Source organism: Mesorhizobium loti (assembly GCA_014189435.1).
GTDB lineage: Bacteria > Pseudomonadota > Alphaproteobacteria > Rhizobiales > Rhizobiaceae > Mesorhizobium > Mesorhizobium loti_G.
The window spans coordinates 4069143-4086717 of sequence record CP050293.1 but is presented as its reverse complement, the minus strand read 5'-3'; the positions used below and the strand labels follow the sequence as shown (position 1 = coordinate 4086717).

Annotated in this window: 12 protein-coding genes; 10 read left to right on the top strand and 2 right to left on the bottom strand. The window is 64.9% G+C overall.

The annotated features are described in order from the left end of the window. The first annotated feature begins 154 nt into the window (after positions 1-154). The 10 genes from HB777_20025 (at position 155) to HB777_19980 (ending at position 13613) form a co-directional block, all read left to right on the top strand. Complete coding sequence (locus HB777_20025; protein ID QND65967.1) at positions 155-760, top strand: TetR/AcrR family transcriptional regulator; 606 nt, start codon at positions 155-157, stop codon at positions 758-760. A gap of 51 nt (positions 761-811) precedes the next feature. Further along, entirely contained in the window at positions 812-1954 is a 1143-nt protein-coding gene (locus HB777_20020; GenBank protein QND65966.1) for an efflux RND transporter periplasmic adaptor subunit, read from the top strand. Between the two features lie 193 nt (positions 1955-2147). Beyond that, positions 2148-5294 (top strand): efflux RND transporter permease subunit, encoded by a 3147-nt coding sequence (locus HB777_20015; protein QND65965.1) that lies wholly within the window; start codon positions 2148-2150, stop codon positions 5292-5294. A gap of 192 nt (positions 5295-5486) precedes the next feature. Then, entirely contained in the window at positions 5487-7496 is a 2010-nt protein-coding gene (locus HB777_20010) for a CocE/NonD family hydrolase (GenBank protein ID QND65964.1), read from the top strand. Positions 7497-7515: 19 nt separating this feature from the next. Continuing rightward, a complete protein-coding gene (locus HB777_20005) occupies positions 7516-8466 on the top strand; it encodes an ABC transporter permease (protein ID QND65963.1) in 951 nt (316 codons plus the stop codon). After that, positions 8450-9337: an ABC transporter permease gene (locus HB777_20000; protein QND65962.1), complete on the top strand. Its 888-nt coding sequence runs from the start codon at positions 8450-8452 to the stop codon at positions 9335-9337. Before HB777_20005 ends, HB777_20000 begins: the two co-directional genes overlap by 17 nt. Beyond that, a complete protein-coding gene (locus tag HB777_19995) occupies positions 9334-10299 on the top strand; it encodes an ABC transporter ATP-binding protein (protein QND65961.1) in 966 nt (321 codons plus the stop codon). The genes HB777_20000 and HB777_19995 overlap by 4 nt, the downstream gene beginning before the upstream one ends. Beyond that, on the top strand, positions 10296-11324 hold the full coding sequence (locus tag HB777_19990) for an ABC transporter ATP-binding protein (GenBank protein QND65960.1): 1029 nt from the start codon (positions 10296-10298) through the stop codon (positions 11322-11324). The genes HB777_19995 and HB777_19990 overlap by 4 nt, the downstream gene beginning before the upstream one ends. A gap of 1 nt (position 11325) precedes the next feature. Further along, positions 11326-12888 (top strand): peptide ABC transporter substrate-binding protein, encoded by a 1563-nt coding sequence (locus HB777_19985; protein ID QND65959.1) that lies wholly within the window; start codon positions 11326-11328, stop codon positions 12886-12888. A 44-nt stretch (positions 12889-12932) separates the two neighbouring features. Continuing rightward, on the top strand, positions 12933-13613 hold the full coding sequence (locus HB777_19980; protein ID QND65958.1) for a TetR family transcriptional regulator: 681 nt from the start codon (positions 12933-12935) through the stop codon (positions 13611-13613). Between the two features lie 218 nt (positions 13614-13831). Here HB777_19980 and HB777_19975 read toward each other — a convergent pair whose 3' ends face one another. Then, positions 13832-15370 carry a trimethylamine methyltransferase family protein gene (locus HB777_19975; GenBank protein QND65957.1) on the bottom strand — a complete coding sequence of 513 codons (1539 nt, stop codon included), beginning with the start codon at positions 15368-15370 and terminating at the stop codon, positions 13832-13834. Between the two features lie 70 nt (positions 15371-15440). Continuing rightward, on the bottom strand, positions 15441-17543 hold the full coding sequence (locus HB777_19970; protein QND65956.1) for an FAD-dependent oxidoreductase: 2103 nt from the start codon (positions 17541-17543) through the stop codon (positions 15441-15443). Positions 17544-17575: the final 32 nt, after the last annotated feature.

Genomic DNA, 17575 nt, shown 5'->3' with positions numbered 1-17575 from the left:
AGGATGACGAAGCGCGTGGTGGCCGATCGCCCAGTCCCTGTCACCATCTGTCACTATCTTGTACGCGTACGTCGATTTCGCGTTGACAGGTCGCTCATTTCGATTTACGACTGACGAAAGTTGAAATTCGTCACTCGTAAATTGACAGAGGATCATGTCCGAAGCCGCCACCATAGTCGCCGACGCCGCTCGACAGGAAAATGTGACCCGCATTCTCGACTGCGCCGAGCGCCTGTTCCGGCACTATGGCTATGGCAAGACCAATGTCGCCGACATCGCCCGCGAACTCGGCATGTCGCCGGCCAACATTTACCGGTTCTTCGCCTCCAAGGTCGAAATCCACCAGGCGGTCTGCGGCCGGATGCTCGGCGCCAGCTACAAGATGGCCTACGAGATTTCGCGCCTGCCGATCAGCGCCGAGGAGCGGCTTCGGCGCTACGTCCATGCGCAATACAAGATGACGATGGAGGTCATGCTTGACGACCAGAAGGTCCACGAGATGGTCATCGTCGCCCTCGAACGCGACTGGGGCGTGATCGACAAGCATGTCGACAGCATTCATGACCTGTTTGCGGAAGTGATCCGCGACGGCATCGAGGCCGGTGAGTTCAGGCAACAGGACCCGGTGACCGCGTCGCGCTGCTTCGGCGCCGCCACTGTCATCCTGTGCCATCCGCAGATGGTGGCGCAGTGCCTGGCCAAGACCAACCGGGCGATGCCCGACGATCTGATCGACTATGCGGTCAGAGCTCTGAAGTAATAGCCGCCGAACGCCGGTGTCGACCGTTTATCTCCAGTCGGGAGTACCAAGATGTCTTTGTCCAGTTCCATCCTCCGCAAGCTGCCTGTTGCCGGCCTGATGGTCGCGGCGCTCGGGCTCGCGGGCTGCAGCCAAGAGAAAGCCGAAGTCAAGGACATCATCCGCCCGGTCAAGGTCGTCGAGATCGCCCAGGCGCATGACACCCGCACGCTCTCCTATTCCGGCTCGGTGCGGGCCCGCACCGAAAGCGCACTGGCTTTCCGCGTCAACGGCAAGATCACCGAGCGCCTCGTCGACATCGGCCAGCATGTGGCCTCGGGCGATGTGCTGGCCCGCATCGATCCCATCGACTACGACCTGTCGGTCAAGAGTGCGCAGGCATCACTTGATGCCGCCGATCGGCAGGTCGAGACATCAGAGCTTGCCCGCAAGCGCGCCGAGCAGCTGTTTGACAAGAAGTTCGCGCCGAAAGCGCAGCTCGAGCAGGCGACGCTGAGCTACGACCAGGCTGTCGCCACCCGCGATTCCGCTCGCTCGACGCTTGCCCAGGCCAGGAACCAGGTCGGCTATACCGATCTCAAGGCCGACAGGGACGGCATCGTCACCGCGGTCAGCGCCGATGTCGGCCAGGTTGTCGGCTCCGGCGCGCCGGTGGTCACCGTTGCCGTCGACGGTGAAAAGGAAGTGCTGATTGCCGTGCCGGAGATGGAGATCGCCGAATTCAAACCGGGCAAGATCGTCAAGGCGGGCTTCTGGTCCGACGACGCGCTGGCGCTCGATGGCAAGGTCCGTGAGGTAGCCGGCAGCGCCGATCCGCAGTCGCGCACCTTTGCCGTCCGCGTCAGCCTGCCCAACGATCCGCGCGTGCTTCTCGGCATGACCGCCAGCATTGAAGCCTCGGCGGCCAATGAGCGGCAGCTCGTGTCGATCCCGCTGAGCGCACTGGCCGAGCAAGGCAAGCAGTCGATCGTCTGGACCGTCGATCGCGGCGCCGACACCGTTCACGCTCGCCCGGTCAAGGTCGCCGCGTTCGCCGCCGATGGCGTGCGTGTTGCCGAGGGACTGAAGCCCGGCGACGTCGTGGTCGCTGCCGGCACACAGTTCATGACCGAGAACCTCAAGGTGAAACTCGCTGGCGATGCGGCACTGCAGTCCGCATCCGCGGCAGACGGCGACGCCAAGCAGGTGCGCTGACGACAGACAACCGGCTGCGCGTTCCCGCAGCCGCTGGTTTCCGGGCGGCGTGGCCCGAAGGTCGAGACGTCAGGCCGATGTAACCCCCACATCGATCCGCGTCCCACCGCGATGAGTGTCTCTCCGCTCGGAGAGCCTCGCCGCCCGGAAGCCACTACCGAACCTCGATTGCTGAACAGATGGATCTGCATCCATGACCAATTCCACGGAAGAAAAGCGGCCCTTCAACCTGTCGCGCTGGGCAATCGGCCATCCGTCCATTGCGCGGTTCCTGTTCGGCCTGATCATCATTTCCGGCGCGCTCGGCCTGATGCGCATGGGCCAGAAGGAAGATCCCGATTTCACCTTCCGGGTCATGGTCGTCCAGGCAATCTGGCCGGGCTCCTCGATCAAGGAGATGGAAGACCAGGTCGTCAACAAGATCGAGCGCAAGCTGCAGGAAACGCCGCATCTCGACTTCGTGCGCTCCTTCACCCGCGCCGGCAGCGCCATCATCACGGTGCAGATCAAGGGCGACACCAACGCCGCCGAAGTGACGGACGCGTTCTACCAGGTGCGCAAGAAGGTCGGCGATATCCAGGGCGACCTGCCGCAAGGCCTGCTCGGCCCCTATTTCAACGATGAGTTCGGCGACACCTTCATCACCCTGCATTCGATCAGCGGCGATGGCTTCAGCTATCCCGAGCTGAAGAAGTTCGCCATCCAGGCGCGCGACATGCTTTTGACGACGCCGGGCGTCGAGAAGGCGGTCATCATCGGCGACCAGCCGGAAAAGCTCTATATCGACGTTTCGTCCAAGGCGCTGGCCGAACGCGGCCTGACGCTGACCGATCTGCAGAACGCGATCAAGGGACAGAACAATGTCGACCCGGCCGGCTCCGTCGACACCGGCACCAATTCGGTGCGCATTTCCGTCGAAGGCGACGTCAGCAAGGTCGAGGATATCAGGAACCTGCGCCTGCGCGCCGGCGGCCAGGTCACAAGGCTGGGCGACATCGCCACGGTCACGTCGGGGCTGGAAGATCCCTTCCAGCGCAAATACCGCTTCAACGGCCATGACAGCGTGCAGCTCGGCGTCGTCATGGCCAAGGGTTTCAAGGTCACCGATGTCGGCAAGGATGTCGAGGCAACCTACAAGCGCTTCGAGGAGGCGCTGCCCTACGGCGTTTCCGTCGACCAGATTTCCGACCAGCCGGGCGTCGTCACGGATGCGGTGGCCGAATTCATGCATGCGCTCGGCGAAGCGCTGCTGATCGTGCTCGTCGTCTCGTTCCTGTCGATTGGCTGGCGCTCGGGCCTGGTCATCGCCATCGCCATTCCGCTGGTGCTCGCCGCCACCTTCGCCATCATGTACGAGCTCGGCATCGACCTGCAGCGCATCTCGCTCGGCGCGCTGATCATCGCGCTCGGCCTGCTCGTCGACGACGCCATGATCGTCGTCGAGATGATGGAGCGAAAGCTGGAGGAGGGGCTGGTCAAGATCGAGGCGGCGAGCTTCGCTTATTCCTCGACCGCCTTCCCGATGCTGACCGGCACGCTGATCACCACCGCCGGCTTCATCCCTGTCGGCTTCGCCGCGTCGACGGCCGGTGAATATGTCCGCACGCTGTTCTACGTCGTCGGCATCGCGCTGATCGTCTCGTGGTTCGTCGCGGTCTATTTCACGCCATGGCTAGGCAACATGATCCTCAAGCAGCGCAAGCACGCCGGCAGCCATCACGACGCCTTCGACACGCGCTTCTATCGCCGGCTTCGTGCCACCGTCGGCTGGGCGGTGCGCCACCGCATCGTCGTGCTTGTCATGACGCTGGGCACTTTCGCCACTAGCCTGTGGGCGTTCCAGTTCATCCCGCAGAACTTCTTCCCGCAATCGTCGCGGCCGGAAATCCTCGTCGACCTCTGGCTGCCGGAAGGCACCAGCATCAAGGAGGTCGAGGCGCAGGCCAAAGCGCTTGAAAACAAGATGATGGACGACAAGGACAAGCGCTTCATCGCCACCTATATCGGCGAAGGCGCGCCGCGCTTCTTCCTGCCGCTCGACCAGCAGCTGCGCAATCCGAATTTTGCCCAGCTCTTGGTGATGGCCAATGACGAACCGGCCCGCGAACGGCTGATCGTCAAATTGCGCACCGTCCTGGCGGAGGACTTCCCGTCTGTCCGCGCCAAGGTCGATCGCCTGTTCCTCGGTCCGCCGACCGGCTGGCCGGTGCAGATGCGTGTCATGGGGCCGGATCGCCAGGAGGTGCGCCGCATCGCCGATCAGGTGAAGGCGAAGTTCCGCGAGGATCCGCTGCTTGGCGCCGTCCATGACGATTGGCTCGAGCCGGTGCCGGCAATGAAGCTGGTCATCGACCAGGATCGCGCCCGTGCGCTCGGGGTCACCTCGCAGCGCATCCGCCAGATGCTGCAGGCATCGATGTCCGGCGCCCCGCTCGACGACTTCCGCGACGGCGAGGAGACGGTGTCCATCGTCGCCCGCGAGCCGGATGCCAGCCGCAGCCTGCTGTCCTCGGTCGACTCGGTCTATATCCCGACGGATTTCGGCGGCTTCGTGCCGCTGTCGCAGGTGGCCAAGGTTGTGCCGGTGCTGGAGCAAGGCATCGAGTGGCGCCGCGACCGCCTGCCGACCATTAGCGTGCGGGCAACGCTGCCCGACGGCGTGCAGTCGAATGATGTCGTCACAAAGCTGTACAAGGAGATGCAGGGCCTGCGTGACGGGTTGGCGCCCGGCTACAAGGTCGAGATCCAGGGCGGCGCGGAGGATTCGGCGGAAAGCCAGGCTTCGATCGCCGCCAAGGCGCCGATCATGCTGGCCATCATCGTCGTGCTTTTGATGATCCAGCTGCAGCATTTCGGCAAGGCGATGCTGGTGCTGGCGACCGGTCCGCTCGGCATTATCGGCGCTGCCGCCGCCCTCTTGATCAGCGGCGCGCCGTTCGGTTTCGTCGCCATCCTCGGCGTCATCGCGCTGCTCGGCATCATCATGCGCAACTCGATCATCCTGGTCGACCAGATCGATCAAGACATCGCGAGAGGTATGGACCGCTCCGAAGCGATCATCGGCTCGGCCGTGCGCCGCTTCCGGCCGATCGTGCTGACGGCGATGACGGCGGTGCTGGCGCTGATCCCGATCTCGCGCGCCGTGTTCTGGGGGCCGCTCGCCTACGCCATGATGGGCGGCATCGTCGTCGCCACCGTGCTGACCATCCTGGTGCTGCCGGCGGGCTACGCCCTGTTCTTCGGCCGCGAGCCCAAGAAGCGGGGCGCAGCCGAGCCGACGGACGATCTGGAACTGAGTCAGAAAGCCGACCGGCCGCAACTGGCGCTGGCCGCCGAATAGAGGCTGTCGGCCGGGCGTTGCCGCCCGGCCGACAAGGTTCGCTTCTACCATCCAACCTCACAATCTCTCGCCGCGCTGCCCCATCGGCGGTGCGCTTGACGGCATTCGGCGCCAAAAAGCGCGAAGCGGGATTGCGCCGTAAATCGCCTTGTTGTACGAACGTTCAACAAGGCGATTTAACGAGTACCTGCCGTGGTACGAACCGAGTTCCCCTTTGCCGTCGAAACCGTCGATCCGCTCTGGATCACGCTGGCCGACGGCACGCGTATCGCCGCCACTTTGTGGCGTCCGCGCACCGATACCAAGGTGCCCGTCGTCGTTGAAATGGTGCCTTATCGCCGCCGCGACGGCACGGTGGCGCGCGACATCGACATCCACCCCTGGCTCGCCGGCCACGGCATCGCCTGCGCCCGCATCGATATCAGGGGCTCCGGCGATTCCGACGGCGATCTGGCCGATGAATATCTGCCGCGCGAGCAGGAGGACGCCTGCGAGATCATCGCGCATCTCGCCGCACAGCCCTGGTGCAACGGCAATGTCGGCATGACCGGCATTTCCTGGGGCGGCTTCAACGCGCTGCAGGTCGCGGCGCGTCGGCCGCCGGCCTTGAAGGCGATCATCGCCAACTGCGCCACCGATGACCGCTATGCCGACGACATCCACTATATGGGCGGCGCGCTGCTGACCGAGCAGGAGATGTGGTCGAACTTCATGCTGGTGAAGAAGGCGATGGCGCCCGATCCGCAGATCGTCGGCGAGGCCTGGCGCGCCATGTGGGCCAGCCGTCTTGCGGCGACAAGCTCGCTGTCGGAAATCTGGCTCGCGCATCAGCGTCGCGACGACTACTGGCGGCAGGGCTCGGTCTGCGAAGACCACGCCGCGATCGAATGCGCGGTGATGGCCGTCTGCGGCTGGGAGGACAGCTACTCCAACTTCGTCCCGCGTCTGCTCGAACATCTGCCGGGGCCGAAGCTCGGCATCGTCGGCCCCTGGTCGCATGCCTATCCCTGTCGCGGTGCGCCGGGGCCGCTGATCGGCTACCTGCAGGAGGCGCTGCGCTGGTGGCGGCATTGGCTGTGTGGCGAAGACACCGGCATCATGGACGAACCGCTCTACCGCGTCTGGATCACCGGCGAGGAGCGGCCACAACCTTTTTATCTCCCCGACCATGCCGGCAACTGGGCCGCCGAGGACCAGTGGCCGTCGCCGCGTATCGAGCGCCGTGCCTTGCACCTGAACGCCGCCGGGTTGGGCAGCGAACCTGCGCCGGGCGCCACGCTCTCCGTGTGCTCGCCGGCCACGGCCGGGCGCGACTGCGGCCGCTGGGGCGGCTATGGCGGTTCCTGCCCGGACATGGCCATCGACCAGCGTCGTGAGGACGGTCTGGCGCTGTGCTTCGACACGCCCCCGCTCGACAACGACCTGACCTTGCTCGGCGCGCCGGAGCTCGATCTGCTCGTCACTGTCGACCAGCCGCATGTCAACCTCGCCGCCCGGCTGTGCGATGTCTATCCCGACGGCACCTCGGCGCTGATGACCTATGGCGTGCTCAACCTCAGCCACAGAGACAGCCACGAGCATCCGACCCCGTGTCCGATCGGAACACCGTTCCGCGTTCGGCTGAAGCTCAATGATTTCGCCCGCACGGTGCCCAAGGGCCACCGCATCCGGCTGGCGCTGGCCAACCAGCACTGGCCGATCCTGTGGCCGCAGCCGAAACTGTCGACGCTGTCGGTGGCGACCGGCGACAGCACGCTGATGCTGCCGGTGCGGCCGCCGTCGGCTCGCGACCGCGACGTGCGCTTCGAGCCCGCCGAAACCTCGCCGCCGGTGCCGACGACGACGCTGGAAGAAGGATTCGACCGCCGCATCGTCACCGACGATGTCGGCTCGGGCGTGCAGACCATCGCGCTGAGTTCAGACCACGGACGCAGGCGCTACGACGATCGCGCCATCACCGTGTCCTCGGCCAACAGCGACACGGTGAGCATCAGCAGTGACGATCCGCTGTCGGCGAAACTCGTCACCGAATACCGCTGGGCGATTGCCAGCGGCGATGCCGACACCGAAGCGTTTGCCGTCACCGAGCTGACATCGGACGAAACGCACTTCAGCCTGAGCTGGCGGATCGAGGCGCGAGAACGGGGCACGCTCGTCCACAGCGCCTCGGCAACGCGGCGCATCAGGCGCGATTTCGCCTGACAGGAGCGAAGAGGAGACCATGCTTGCATATGCAGTGAAGCGCATCGGTCTCGGGATCCTGATCCTCGTCCTCGTCATGGTCGCCATGTATGCGGCCGTCTTCCTGGTGCCGGGCGATCCGGCAACCGTGGCGCTCGGTCCGCGCGCCACGCCGGAACTGAAGCGGCTGCTGATTGAGCGCATGGGCCTCGACCAGCCGGTCTGGTGGCAGATCGTCGAATTCTTCCGCAACGCGCTGACCGGCAATCTCGGCTACGACGTCTGGTCGAACCGGCCCGTCTCCGCCCTGGTCCTGGAAGCGCTGCCCAACACGCTGATCCTCGGGCTGACCGCGCTTACCGTTGCGCTTCTCATCGGGGTTCCGCTCGGCTGCCTGTCTGTGATGCGGCGCGGCACAACAGCCGATGCCATCATCGGTGTGCTCTCGGTCGGCGTCATCGCCGTGCCGTCCTTCGTCGTTGCCATCTATTCGCTGCTGCTTTTTGCTGTGACGCTGCGCTGGCTGCCGGCCATCGGCGCCGGCGAGGCCGGTGACTTCGTCAGCCAGGCCAAGGCGCTGATCATGCCGGCGGCAGCCATCGCGCTCGGCTGGATCGGCTACATCGCCCGCATGGTCCGCGCCTCGATGATGGAGGTGATGGGTGAACCGCACATCCGCACCGCGCGCTCGTTCGGCCTGCCGGAGTGGAAGATCGTCTCCAAATACGCGCTGCGCATCGCCATCATCCCGACCATCTCTCTGGTCGCCGTCGGCCTCGGCAGCATCCTGTCCAGCGCCGTCTTCGTCGAGGCGGTGTTCGCCCGGCCCGGCATCGGCAAGCTCATCACCGACGCCGTCAACACCCGCAACTATCCGGTCGTCATGGGCACGGTGCTGATCATGACCGCCATCTACGTCTCCATCACCATCGCCGCCGATCTCCTGATTGCGCGGCTCGACCCGAGGGTGCGCGATGTCTTCCGTGGCTGACGCCTCGCTCTCCCTTCCGGACCGACAAAGGCTGCCGCTGCTGCGCGCGCTGCTCGCCGATCCGTTCACTTGCGTAGCGCTGATCCTGGTCACCGGCTTCCTAGTCACCGCCGCTTTCGCACCATGGCTGGCGCCCTACTCGCCGATCAAGATCGACGTGCTGCACAAGCTGCAGCCGCCATCGCTCGCGCACTGGTTCGGCACCGATCATCTCGGCCGTGATCTGCTGTCGCGCGTCATTTTTGGCGCACGCACGGCGCTGACCATTGCCATGGTCTCCGTCGCCATCGCAGGCGCCATCGGTTTGATGCTCGGGCTTATCGCCGGCTACGGGCCGCGCTGGCTCGACGCCATTCTGGTGCTGAGCTTCGACAGCCTGAACTCGCTGCCGATGATCATGTTCGCGCTCGCCATCATCACCGTGCTCGGCGCCGGCACCGGCACGCTGATCATCGTCATCGCCGCGACCTCGTTCCCGAGCTATGCCAGGCTGATCCGAGCGCAGACGCTGGCGCTGAAGAACAGCGACTACATCCTCGCCGAGCGCCTGCTCGACGCCAGTGCCGCGCGCATCATCTTCATCCACCTTCTGCCCAATGTCGTCGGCCCGCTGATCATCCTTCTGTCGATGGACATTCCGGTCGTCATCATGGTCGAGGCCGGCCTTAGCTTCCTCGGGCTCGGCGTGCGCCCACCGACGCCGTCCTGGGGCTCGATCCTCTATGATGGCTATACCAGCATCCGCTCGGCACCGTTCATGGTCATCTTCGGCGGGCTGCCGCTGGTGCTGGCGACGCTCGGCTTCACCTTCCTCGGCGAGGGCCTGCGCGACTATCTGGACCCGCGCCTGCAATTGCGGAGGCCGGCATGACCGGCTCGCTTTCCGCCGTCGATCTCAGCGTCCGCTATGAGACGCCGCATGGCGCAGTGCATGCGCTGCGCCATGTCGACATCGAGGCGCATCCCGGCGAGGTGATCGGCATCGTCGGCGAAAGCGGCTGCGGCAAGTCCACGCTGGTCACCGCTTTAGCCAACCTGTTGCCGGCCAATGCCCGCATCGACGGGTCGATCAGCTACAATGGCGTCGACCTGGCGAAGCTCGACGCACACCATCAGCGCCTGCTGCGCGGCGACGAGATCGCGCTGGTCGGCCAGGATCCGATGACCGCCTTCAACCCGGTGCTGACCATCGGCGACCAACTCGTCGACTTCCAGCACCACCGCAAGGATCTCGGCCGCGCGCAGAAGCGGGCGCGGATCGCCGCTATGCTCGGCCGCGTCGGCATCGCGGATGCCGAACGGCGGATGGCCTGCTATCCGCACGAACTCTCCGGCGGCATGCGCCAGCGCGTGGCCATCGCCGCAGCCCTGCTGACCGATCCCGGCCTGCTCATCGCCGACGAGCCGACGACGGCGCTCGACGTGACCATGGAGGCGCAGATCATCCATCTGCTGCGCGAACTCCGGCGCGACTACAACGGAATCATCATCGTCGTCTCGCACCATCTCGGCGTCATCGCCGAGCTCTGCGACCGGGTCTATGTCATGTATGCCGGCGAGGTGGTCGAGGGCGGCGAGGTCGACGCGATCTTCCACGACGCACGGCACCCCTATACGCAAGCGCTGCTCGCCTGCGATCCGGCCCGTTTCCACGAAAGGCTGGAGAGGCTGCCGACCATTCCCGGCTCACTGCCCAACTTGACGCAGCCCCCAATGGGTTGCGTCTACGCGCCGCGCTGCGACCGCGCCTTCGCGCCTTGCGCTTCGGTCGCGCCGCCACTGGTGAAACTGTCCGCCTCGCATGTCGCGCGCTGTCACGCGGTGACGCCATGAGCCCGCTGCTCGCCATCGACGATCTGTCGGTGACCTTCGCTCGCAGCGGCTTGCTCAGCCGCCTGATCAATCCGTTTCCTTTGCCAAGCTTCAACGTCATCGACGGGGTGACGCTGTCGCTGATGCCGGGCGAGACGCTTGGGCTGGTCGGCGAGTCCGGTTCCGGCAAGACGACGCTTGCCCGCACCATTCTTGGCCTCGTGCGCGCCGCCGCCGGCCGCATCATTTTCGAGGGCAGGGACGTGGCGACACCAGCCGATTTCCGCGCCATGCGAAGGCGCTCGGCGATGATGTTCCAGGATCCGGTCGCCTCGCTCAGCCCGCGCCTGCGCATCGGCACACTGCTCACCGAACCGCAGATCATCCAGGGGCTGCCGATGCCGGACCGCCGTGCCGCGGCAAAAGCGCTGCTGGCGTTGGTCGGCCTGCCGGCCTCCTTCGTCGACCGCTTTCCGCATGAGCTGTCGGGTGGCCAGGCGCGCCGTGTTGGTGTTGCCCGTGCGCTGGCGATGAAGCCGCATCTGCTGCTCGCAGACGAGCCGACGGCTGGGCTCGATGTCTCCGTGCAGGGCGACGTGCTCAACCTGATCGGTGAATTGAAGCGCGAACTCGGTTTCGCCGCCATGATCGTCACCCACAATCTGGCCATGATCCGCCATGTCAGCGATAGGCTGGCCATCATGTATCTCGGCCGGCTGGTCGAGACCGGGCCGACGCAGGATGTGTTTTCGGCGCCGCTGCATCCCTACACCGCGACGCTGATCCAGTCCGAGCCGATACCCGATCCGCGCCGGCGCAGCCAGAACCCTGCCGTCACCGGCGAGATTCCGAGCGTGTTCCGTCGCCCATCGGGCTGCGAATTCCACACACGCTGTCCGATCGCCCGCGATCGCTGCAAGACCGAGGCACCGGCCTATCGACCGATGGGCACTGACCGGATGGTGCGCTGCCATTTCCCGCTGGTGACAGGCGGGCAAGAACGGGAAGCCTTCTCACGCGCTTCCGCAAACCAAAGGGGAAACTGACATGACGCAATGGAACATGGACAGACGTGCATTCCTGAAAGCGGCTGGCGTGCTGGGCGCCGGCCTGGCGATGAAGCCGGGCTTCGCCTGGTCGGCTGCCGGCGACACGTTGCGCATCCGCATGGAGGGCGATCTGCAATGCCTCGATCCCGCCTTCATGAATGGCGGCATCGAGGATGTCATGATGCGCGGCATCTATGTCTCGCTGAACCACTTCGACGATATCAGGAAGGGCTCGCCGTGGTCGCTGTGGGGCGCGGAAAAGCTCGAACAGAAAGATCCGAAGACCATCGCCTTCACCTTGATCGACGGGCTGAAATGGTCAAATGGCTTTGGCGCGGTCACATCAGATGACGTGAAGTTCTCGTTCGAACGCATCGCCGACAAGAGCCTGTCGTCGCCCTGGGCCTATCAGTTCGAAAAACTCGACCGCGTCGAGGTCGTCGATGCCAGAAACGGCATCATCCACCTCAAAGAACCCTACCAGCCGATTTTCGTCACCAGCCTGCCCTACTATGGCGGCCACATCATCAGCCGCGCCGGCACCGAGAAGGCGGGCGGCAAGTTCACCACCGAGCCGCCGGCGACCTGCGGTCCCTACCTCTTCTCCGACTGGCAGCAGAAGCAGAAGGTGACGCTGACCGCCAACCCTGACTGGCCGGGGCCGAAGCCGGATTTCGGCAAGGTCGAGATCTATGTCGTCGCCGACGATCAGGCGGCACAGCTGGCCTATGAGGCCGACGCCTTCGACTACACCAAGATCGCCATTTCGGCGACGAAGGCGGTCAAGGCCAGCCCACCCGCCGACACGAACCTGATTGAGGCGCAGTCGACCCGTTATGTCTGGCTGACCATCAACATGCTGAGCCCGCGCCTCAAGGACCTGAAAGTCCGCCAGGCCGTACAGTATGGCGTCGATGTCGGGCAGATCCTGACCGGCGTCTATGACGATCTCACCAAGCGCTCCACTGGCGTCGTCCAGCCCGGCACCAAATTCGCGCGCGCCAGCAATCTGATCGCCGCACCGGACTATGAGAAGTCCGCGGCACTTCTGGCCGAAGCCGGTGTCAGCGACCTGTCGCTGACCTTGACGGTGATGAATGATTCCATCCGCACCGCGACCGCGCAGATCATCCAGGCCAGTCTCGAACAGGCCGGCATCAAGGTCGAAATCCAGCCCTATGACGAGGCTGCCTTCTGGGGCGTCGGCGACAAGACGCAAGGCGAGGGCTACAAGAACATCGACCTGGCGCTGATGGATTTCGCCGGCGGCATCGACCCGTCCGAGAACCTGGTCTGGTTCCGCCCCGACCAGATCGGCGCCTACAACTGGTCCGGCTTTGACAGTGCTGAGTTCGAAACCAGCTATCAGCAGTTGGTGGCGGAAAGCGACGAGGCCAAGCGCATCGCCTTGTCCAACCGGATGGAGGACCTGATGGAGCAATCCGGCGGTTTCGTCTTCATCTGCCACCAGCCGCTGGTGGTCATCCACAAGACCAGTTTCGAGCCCGTTATCTATCCGGATGGCCACCCCAATCCGGTGCTGTTCAAGAAGAAGGCATGATCGCTTCCGTGGACAGCAAAGATGTGATCGTTTAGCTGGGCTTGATGACGGACAGAGAACCAGCACCCGAAAAACGCAAGCGCGGCGCCAAGAAATCGCCGCCGCGCTTCAGCCGCGAGCAGGCGGATGTGCGCCGTTCCATGCTGATCGAGGCGGCGACGCGATGCCTGTCGGTCGGCGGCATCGGCGCCTTCACCATCGATCGTATCTGCAAGGAGGCCGGCGTCTCGCGCGGCCTCATCAACCATCACTTCGAAAGCCTCGATGGCTTGCTGGTCGAAGTCTACAAATCCTCGCTCTACGCCAGCGTCAACAACCAGATCGCCGAAGCCAAGCGCCGCCGCGCCGAGACGTCAGACTGGTCGCCGCAGGCAGCACTTGCCGCCCTGGTGCACTCGAATTTCTCGCCCGATTATTTCAGCCGTGACAATCTCTTGATCTGGCTGTCGCTGTGGGGCGAGATCGCCGTCAACCCACGCCTCAAGGCGGCGCATCGCGAACTCTATGACGCCTACCGGGCGGAACTCGCCGAGGACATCGCCGCGGTCGCCGTGCCGCGCGGCAGGCAAGTCGATGCTCCGACGCTGGCGCGCAATTTCATCGCGCTGGTCGATGGGCTCTGGCTCGAATGGTGTCTTGATGAAAGCGTCGTGACCCCGCAGGCCGCGGAGGCTGCGGGGTTTGAGATGCTCGAGGGGCAGGTTGGGCCTTTGCGGGACGCGTAAGTATTTCAGGTCGGCGCTATGACCCCCCCTCTGTCCTGCCGGACATCTCCCCCTCAAGGGGGGAGATTGGCAGCTCCGATGAAGGCGCTTCTCCTTCAACGTCGATGGTTTGCGAAGGCCGAAGTGAAATCCGATCTCCCCCCTTGAGGGGGAGATGTCCGGCAGGACAGAGGGGGCGACCGGATGCTACCCTCAAATCAGCATCGCACCCCATAATCTCAATTCAGCGGGCAACCGCCCTCGCGTTTCCGCCGCTCCATATAATCCCGCAGCGCCTCGTCGATGCCGGGATCGATCGGCGGCTGCTCATACTCGGCGACCATGCGTTTCCAGATGACATTGGCGCGTTCGCGCGCAGTGATCTGGCCGCGCTCCATCCAGGTGTCGTAATTGTCCCAGTTGGAGACCAGCGGCGAGTAGAACGCCCGCTCGTAGCGCTGCATGGTGTGCGCGGCGCCGAAGAAGTGCCCGGCCGGGCCGACCTCGCGCACGGCTTCCAGCGCCAGTGTGTCGATGTCGACCACCGGCGGGTCGAAATAGGCGCACATCATCTGCAGCATCTCGGCGTCGATGACCAGTTTCTCGAACGATGCCGTCAGCCCGCCGCCGAGCCAGCCGGCCGCGTGCAGCACCAGGTTGGCCCCGCCCATCAGGCAGCCCCACAGCGACATGGCGCTCTCATAGGCGGCCTGCGCATCGACCGAATTGGCGGCGGTGACGTTGCTGGAGCGGAACGGCACGCCGATCAACCGGCAGAGCTGACCGGTGATCTGCGCGGCCTGCGTGTATTCCGGCGTGCCGAAGGCCGGCGCGCCGGTCTTCATGTCGACATTGGAAGTGAAGCCGCCATACATCACCGGCACGCCGGGGCGCACGATCTGGGTCAGCACGATGCCGGCCAGCGCCTCGGCATGTTGTTGCGACAGCGCGCCGGCCAGCGTCACCGGGCTCATCGCGCCTGCCAGCGTGAACGGTGTGATGACATTGACCTGGCCATGTTCGGCCAGCGCGATCAACCCTTCGGCCATCGGCTCGTCAAGCTGCAGCGGCGAATTGGTGTTGATGATGCCGGTGAACACCGGCATCTCCTGCGCCAGATTTTCGCGCGTCGTGCCCAGTGAAATCGCCACCATCTCCAGTGCGTCGATGGCCCGCCCGCGGCCGAGCGCCTGCGGCTGCCAGTTCTTGTCGAGCAAGGTGATCTCGGCATAGTAGAGGTCGAGATGGCGTGTGTTCTGGTGCAGGTCGAGCGGCTCGAACGGCCCGCCGCCCTCTTGATGCAGCACGTTGAACGACTGGATCAGCTTCAGATAATCGCACATCTCGGCATAGGTGCCGGGCCGGCGGCCGCGATCATTGTCCATGACATAGGCCGGGCCGCCGACCGACGACAGGATGCAGTGCCGCCCGCCGACCTTGACGTTCTTCGCCGGATTGCGGGCGCGCAGTTCGAAAGATGACGGCGCCATAGCGACGCGCTCCATGACCATGGCGCGGTCGAAGCGCACCCGCATCTCGCCGTCGTCGACATCGCAGCCGGCCGAGCGGTAGAATTGCCGCGCCTGCGGCTGCAGCACCCGCATGCCGATCTCTTCGAGGATGGTCAGGCCCATTTCGTGGATCGTCTGCACCTGATCGGCCGACAGGATCTCGATCGGCGCGTAAGGCCGCGTCAGCTGCTTCCACGGCCGCTGCTCGATGCCGCCGATCTCGCGTTGCGGGCGGCCGGGTCTGCGACGTGCCGTGATGCGCTCCATGGCCTTCTAGAACTCCTTTTTTGACGCAATTCCGGACGGAAAACCGGTTCACACTTTTCCTGGAATTGCTCTATTCAGCAGCTGTCCGCATATCGAAATCCGCCACCGCGTCGACGATGGGCGTGTCGCGGCGGTAGGGTTGCCAGCGGATTTTCGCACCGATCTCCTGAGCCAGCTTATGGCCGCTGTGCACCGCGTGCGCGATGGCGCCCGGCGCCAGCGTGTCGCCGATACGATCGACGCTGCGGATGCCGGCACCGTCAAGCGCCTCCGCCCGTTGCGTCAGCGCCTCGAACAGCTCGCCGCGCGGCAATCTCAGCCCGACGATCAGCACCGAGCGGCAGGCCACGCGGACCTCCTCGCCAGTGAACAGATGCGCCAGCGTCGCCATCTCGCCGTCGAAGGATTTCAGGAGGTGCAGCGTGGTCACCGGCACCTTGCGCCGCGCCAGCGCGCGATGCACCAGCGGCAGCTCGTTGGTCATGACCGTCCAGGCGGAAGCCTGGCCCGCCGGCGTCACGTAACTGACCGGGATGCCCTGTGCCGCCAGATGTTCGGTCAGAACGCCGCCCATGTAATAATTGTCGAAATCGAAGACCAGGGTCGGCCCCTTGGGAACCCGGCCTTCGGCGATGTCGTCCGGGGTGAGCACATCGGGATGGTCGAGCCGGCCGACCGGAATTTCCAGCGAGGAATAGAGCATGTTGCTCCAGCGCGCGCCGGTCGCCAGCACGACACGATCCGGCGCCAGGTCGATGATCTCGTCCACGCCCAGCGCACTCTCCGGATAGAGCGAGACGTTGCTCATCTCGCCGAGGCGCCCGAGCCGGTAGTCGACGACGCGGTTCCAGGCCGAAAGGCCGGGCAGCGTCTTCTCGAAAGTCAGCCGCCCGCCGAAACTCCGGCTGCTATCGGCGAGCATGACCTCATGGCCGCGGCGGCCAAGCGTCAGCGCGCATTCGAGCCCGGCCGGTCCGCCGCCGACAATCAGAATTCGTTCGGGATTGTCGGCACGCTCGACGCGTTCGGGATGCCAGCCGCGCCGCCACTCTTCGCCAGCGGTCGGGTTCTGGGTGCAGCGTACCGGCACGCCGTCATGCCAGCTCGAAATGCAGATGTTGCAGCCGATGCATTCGCGGATCTCGACCTCGCGGCCCTCGCGGATCTTGTTCGGCAGGAAGGGGTCGGCGATCGAAGGCCGCGCGCCGCCGATGAAGTCCAGAACGCCGCGCCGGATCTGCGAGACCATGGTGTCGGGCGAGGTGAAGCGCCCGACACCAACCACCGGCTTTTTCGTTAGCGACTTGACGAAATCGATCACCGGCTCATGGCTGCCTTCACCGGTGAAGCGCGACGCCGAACAGTCGGTCGGACTGGAATCCATCTTGACGTCGAACAGGTCGGGCAGGTCGGCCAGCACCTCGACCAGTTCGTGCGCCTCGGAGGGCTGATTGCGGCCGGGCCTGCCGCGCAGTTCCTCGAGGCTGACGCGCAAGGCGACACCGCAATCCTTGCCGACGGCATCCTTGGTGACCTCGATCATCTCGCGCACGAAGCGCACCCGGTTCGCGATCGATCCGCCGTATTCGTCGACGCGATGATTGTATTCGGGCAGCAGGAACTCGTAGCCGAGATAGCCCATGCCGGCATAGACATAGACGATGTCGAAGCCCGCCGTACGCGCCTTGCGCGCCGCTTCGGCCTGGCATCTCAAGACCTCGCGTATATCGGCCTTGTCCATGGTCTTCGGCCGCAAATTGCCCATGAAGCCGACATGCGTGGCCATCCAGGGAATGCCGGACGGCGACAGCGGCGGCAGGCGGCTTGTCCTGTTCATCACCGACGCGCCGCCGTGCCACAGTTCCACGCCGGCCAGCGCGCCATGGCGGTGCACGGCCTCCGTCATCAGCGCATGCGCGCGGATGTCGTTGTCGTCCCACAGCGTGGCGAAAGGCAGCGGCGCGTCGTCCGAACTGGGGTCGATCGAACAGGCCCCGGTGCAGATCACCCCCCATCCACCCTCGGCCTTGGCTTCGCGAAAGGCGGCGCGCACCCGTGGCAGGGCGTTGGTCATGCCGCTGGCGTGCGGCACTTGATAGAAGCGGTTCGGCGCGGTGACCGGCCCGATCCGCATCGGCTCGAACAGGATTTCGTAGCGAGGATTGCAGGTCATAGGAGCTTCGCGAATATGCTTGTTGAACGATC

Excerpts from the sequence above, each read along its gene's own strand:
- HB777_19970 (QND65956.1), bottom strand. The coding sequence starts at position 17,543 with ATGACCTGCAATCCTCGCTACGAAATCCTGTTCGAGCCGATGCGGATC.
- HB777_19975 (QND65957.1), bottom strand. The coding sequence starts at position 15,370 with ATGGAGCGCATCACGGCACGTCGCAGACCCGGCCGCCCGCAACGCGAG.
- HB777_19995 (QND65961.1), top strand. The coding sequence starts at position 9,334 with ATGACCGGCTCGCTTTCCGCCGTCGATCTCAGCGTCCGCTATGAGACG.
- HB777_19985 (QND65959.1), top strand. The coding sequence starts at position 11,326 with ATGACGCAATGGAACATGGACAGACGTGCATTCCTGAAAGCGGCTGGC.
- HB777_20020 (QND65966.1), top strand. The coding sequence starts at position 812 with ATGTCTTTGTCCAGTTCCATCCTCCGCAAGCTGCCTGTTGCCGGCCTG.
- HB777_20000 (QND65962.1), top strand. The coding sequence starts at position 8,450 with ATGTCTTCCGTGGCTGACGCCTCGCTCTCCCTTCCGGACCGACAAAGG.
- HB777_19980 (QND65958.1), top strand. The coding sequence starts at position 12,933 with ATGACGGACAGAGAACCAGCACCCGAAAAACGCAAGCGCGGCGCCAAG.
- HB777_19990 (QND65960.1), top strand. The coding sequence starts at position 10,296 with ATGAGCCCGCTGCTCGCCATCGACGATCTGTCGGTGACCTTCGCTCGC.
- HB777_20005 (QND65963.1), top strand. The coding sequence starts at position 7,516 with ATGCTTGCATATGCAGTGAAGCGCATCGGTCTCGGGATCCTGATCCTC.
- HB777_20015 (QND65965.1), top strand. The coding sequence starts at position 2,148 with ATGACCAATTCCACGGAAGAAAAGCGGCCCTTCAACCTGTCGCGCTGG.
- HB777_20025 (QND65967.1), top strand. The coding sequence starts at position 155 with ATGTCCGAAGCCGCCACCATAGTCGCCGACGCCGCTCGACAGGAAAAT.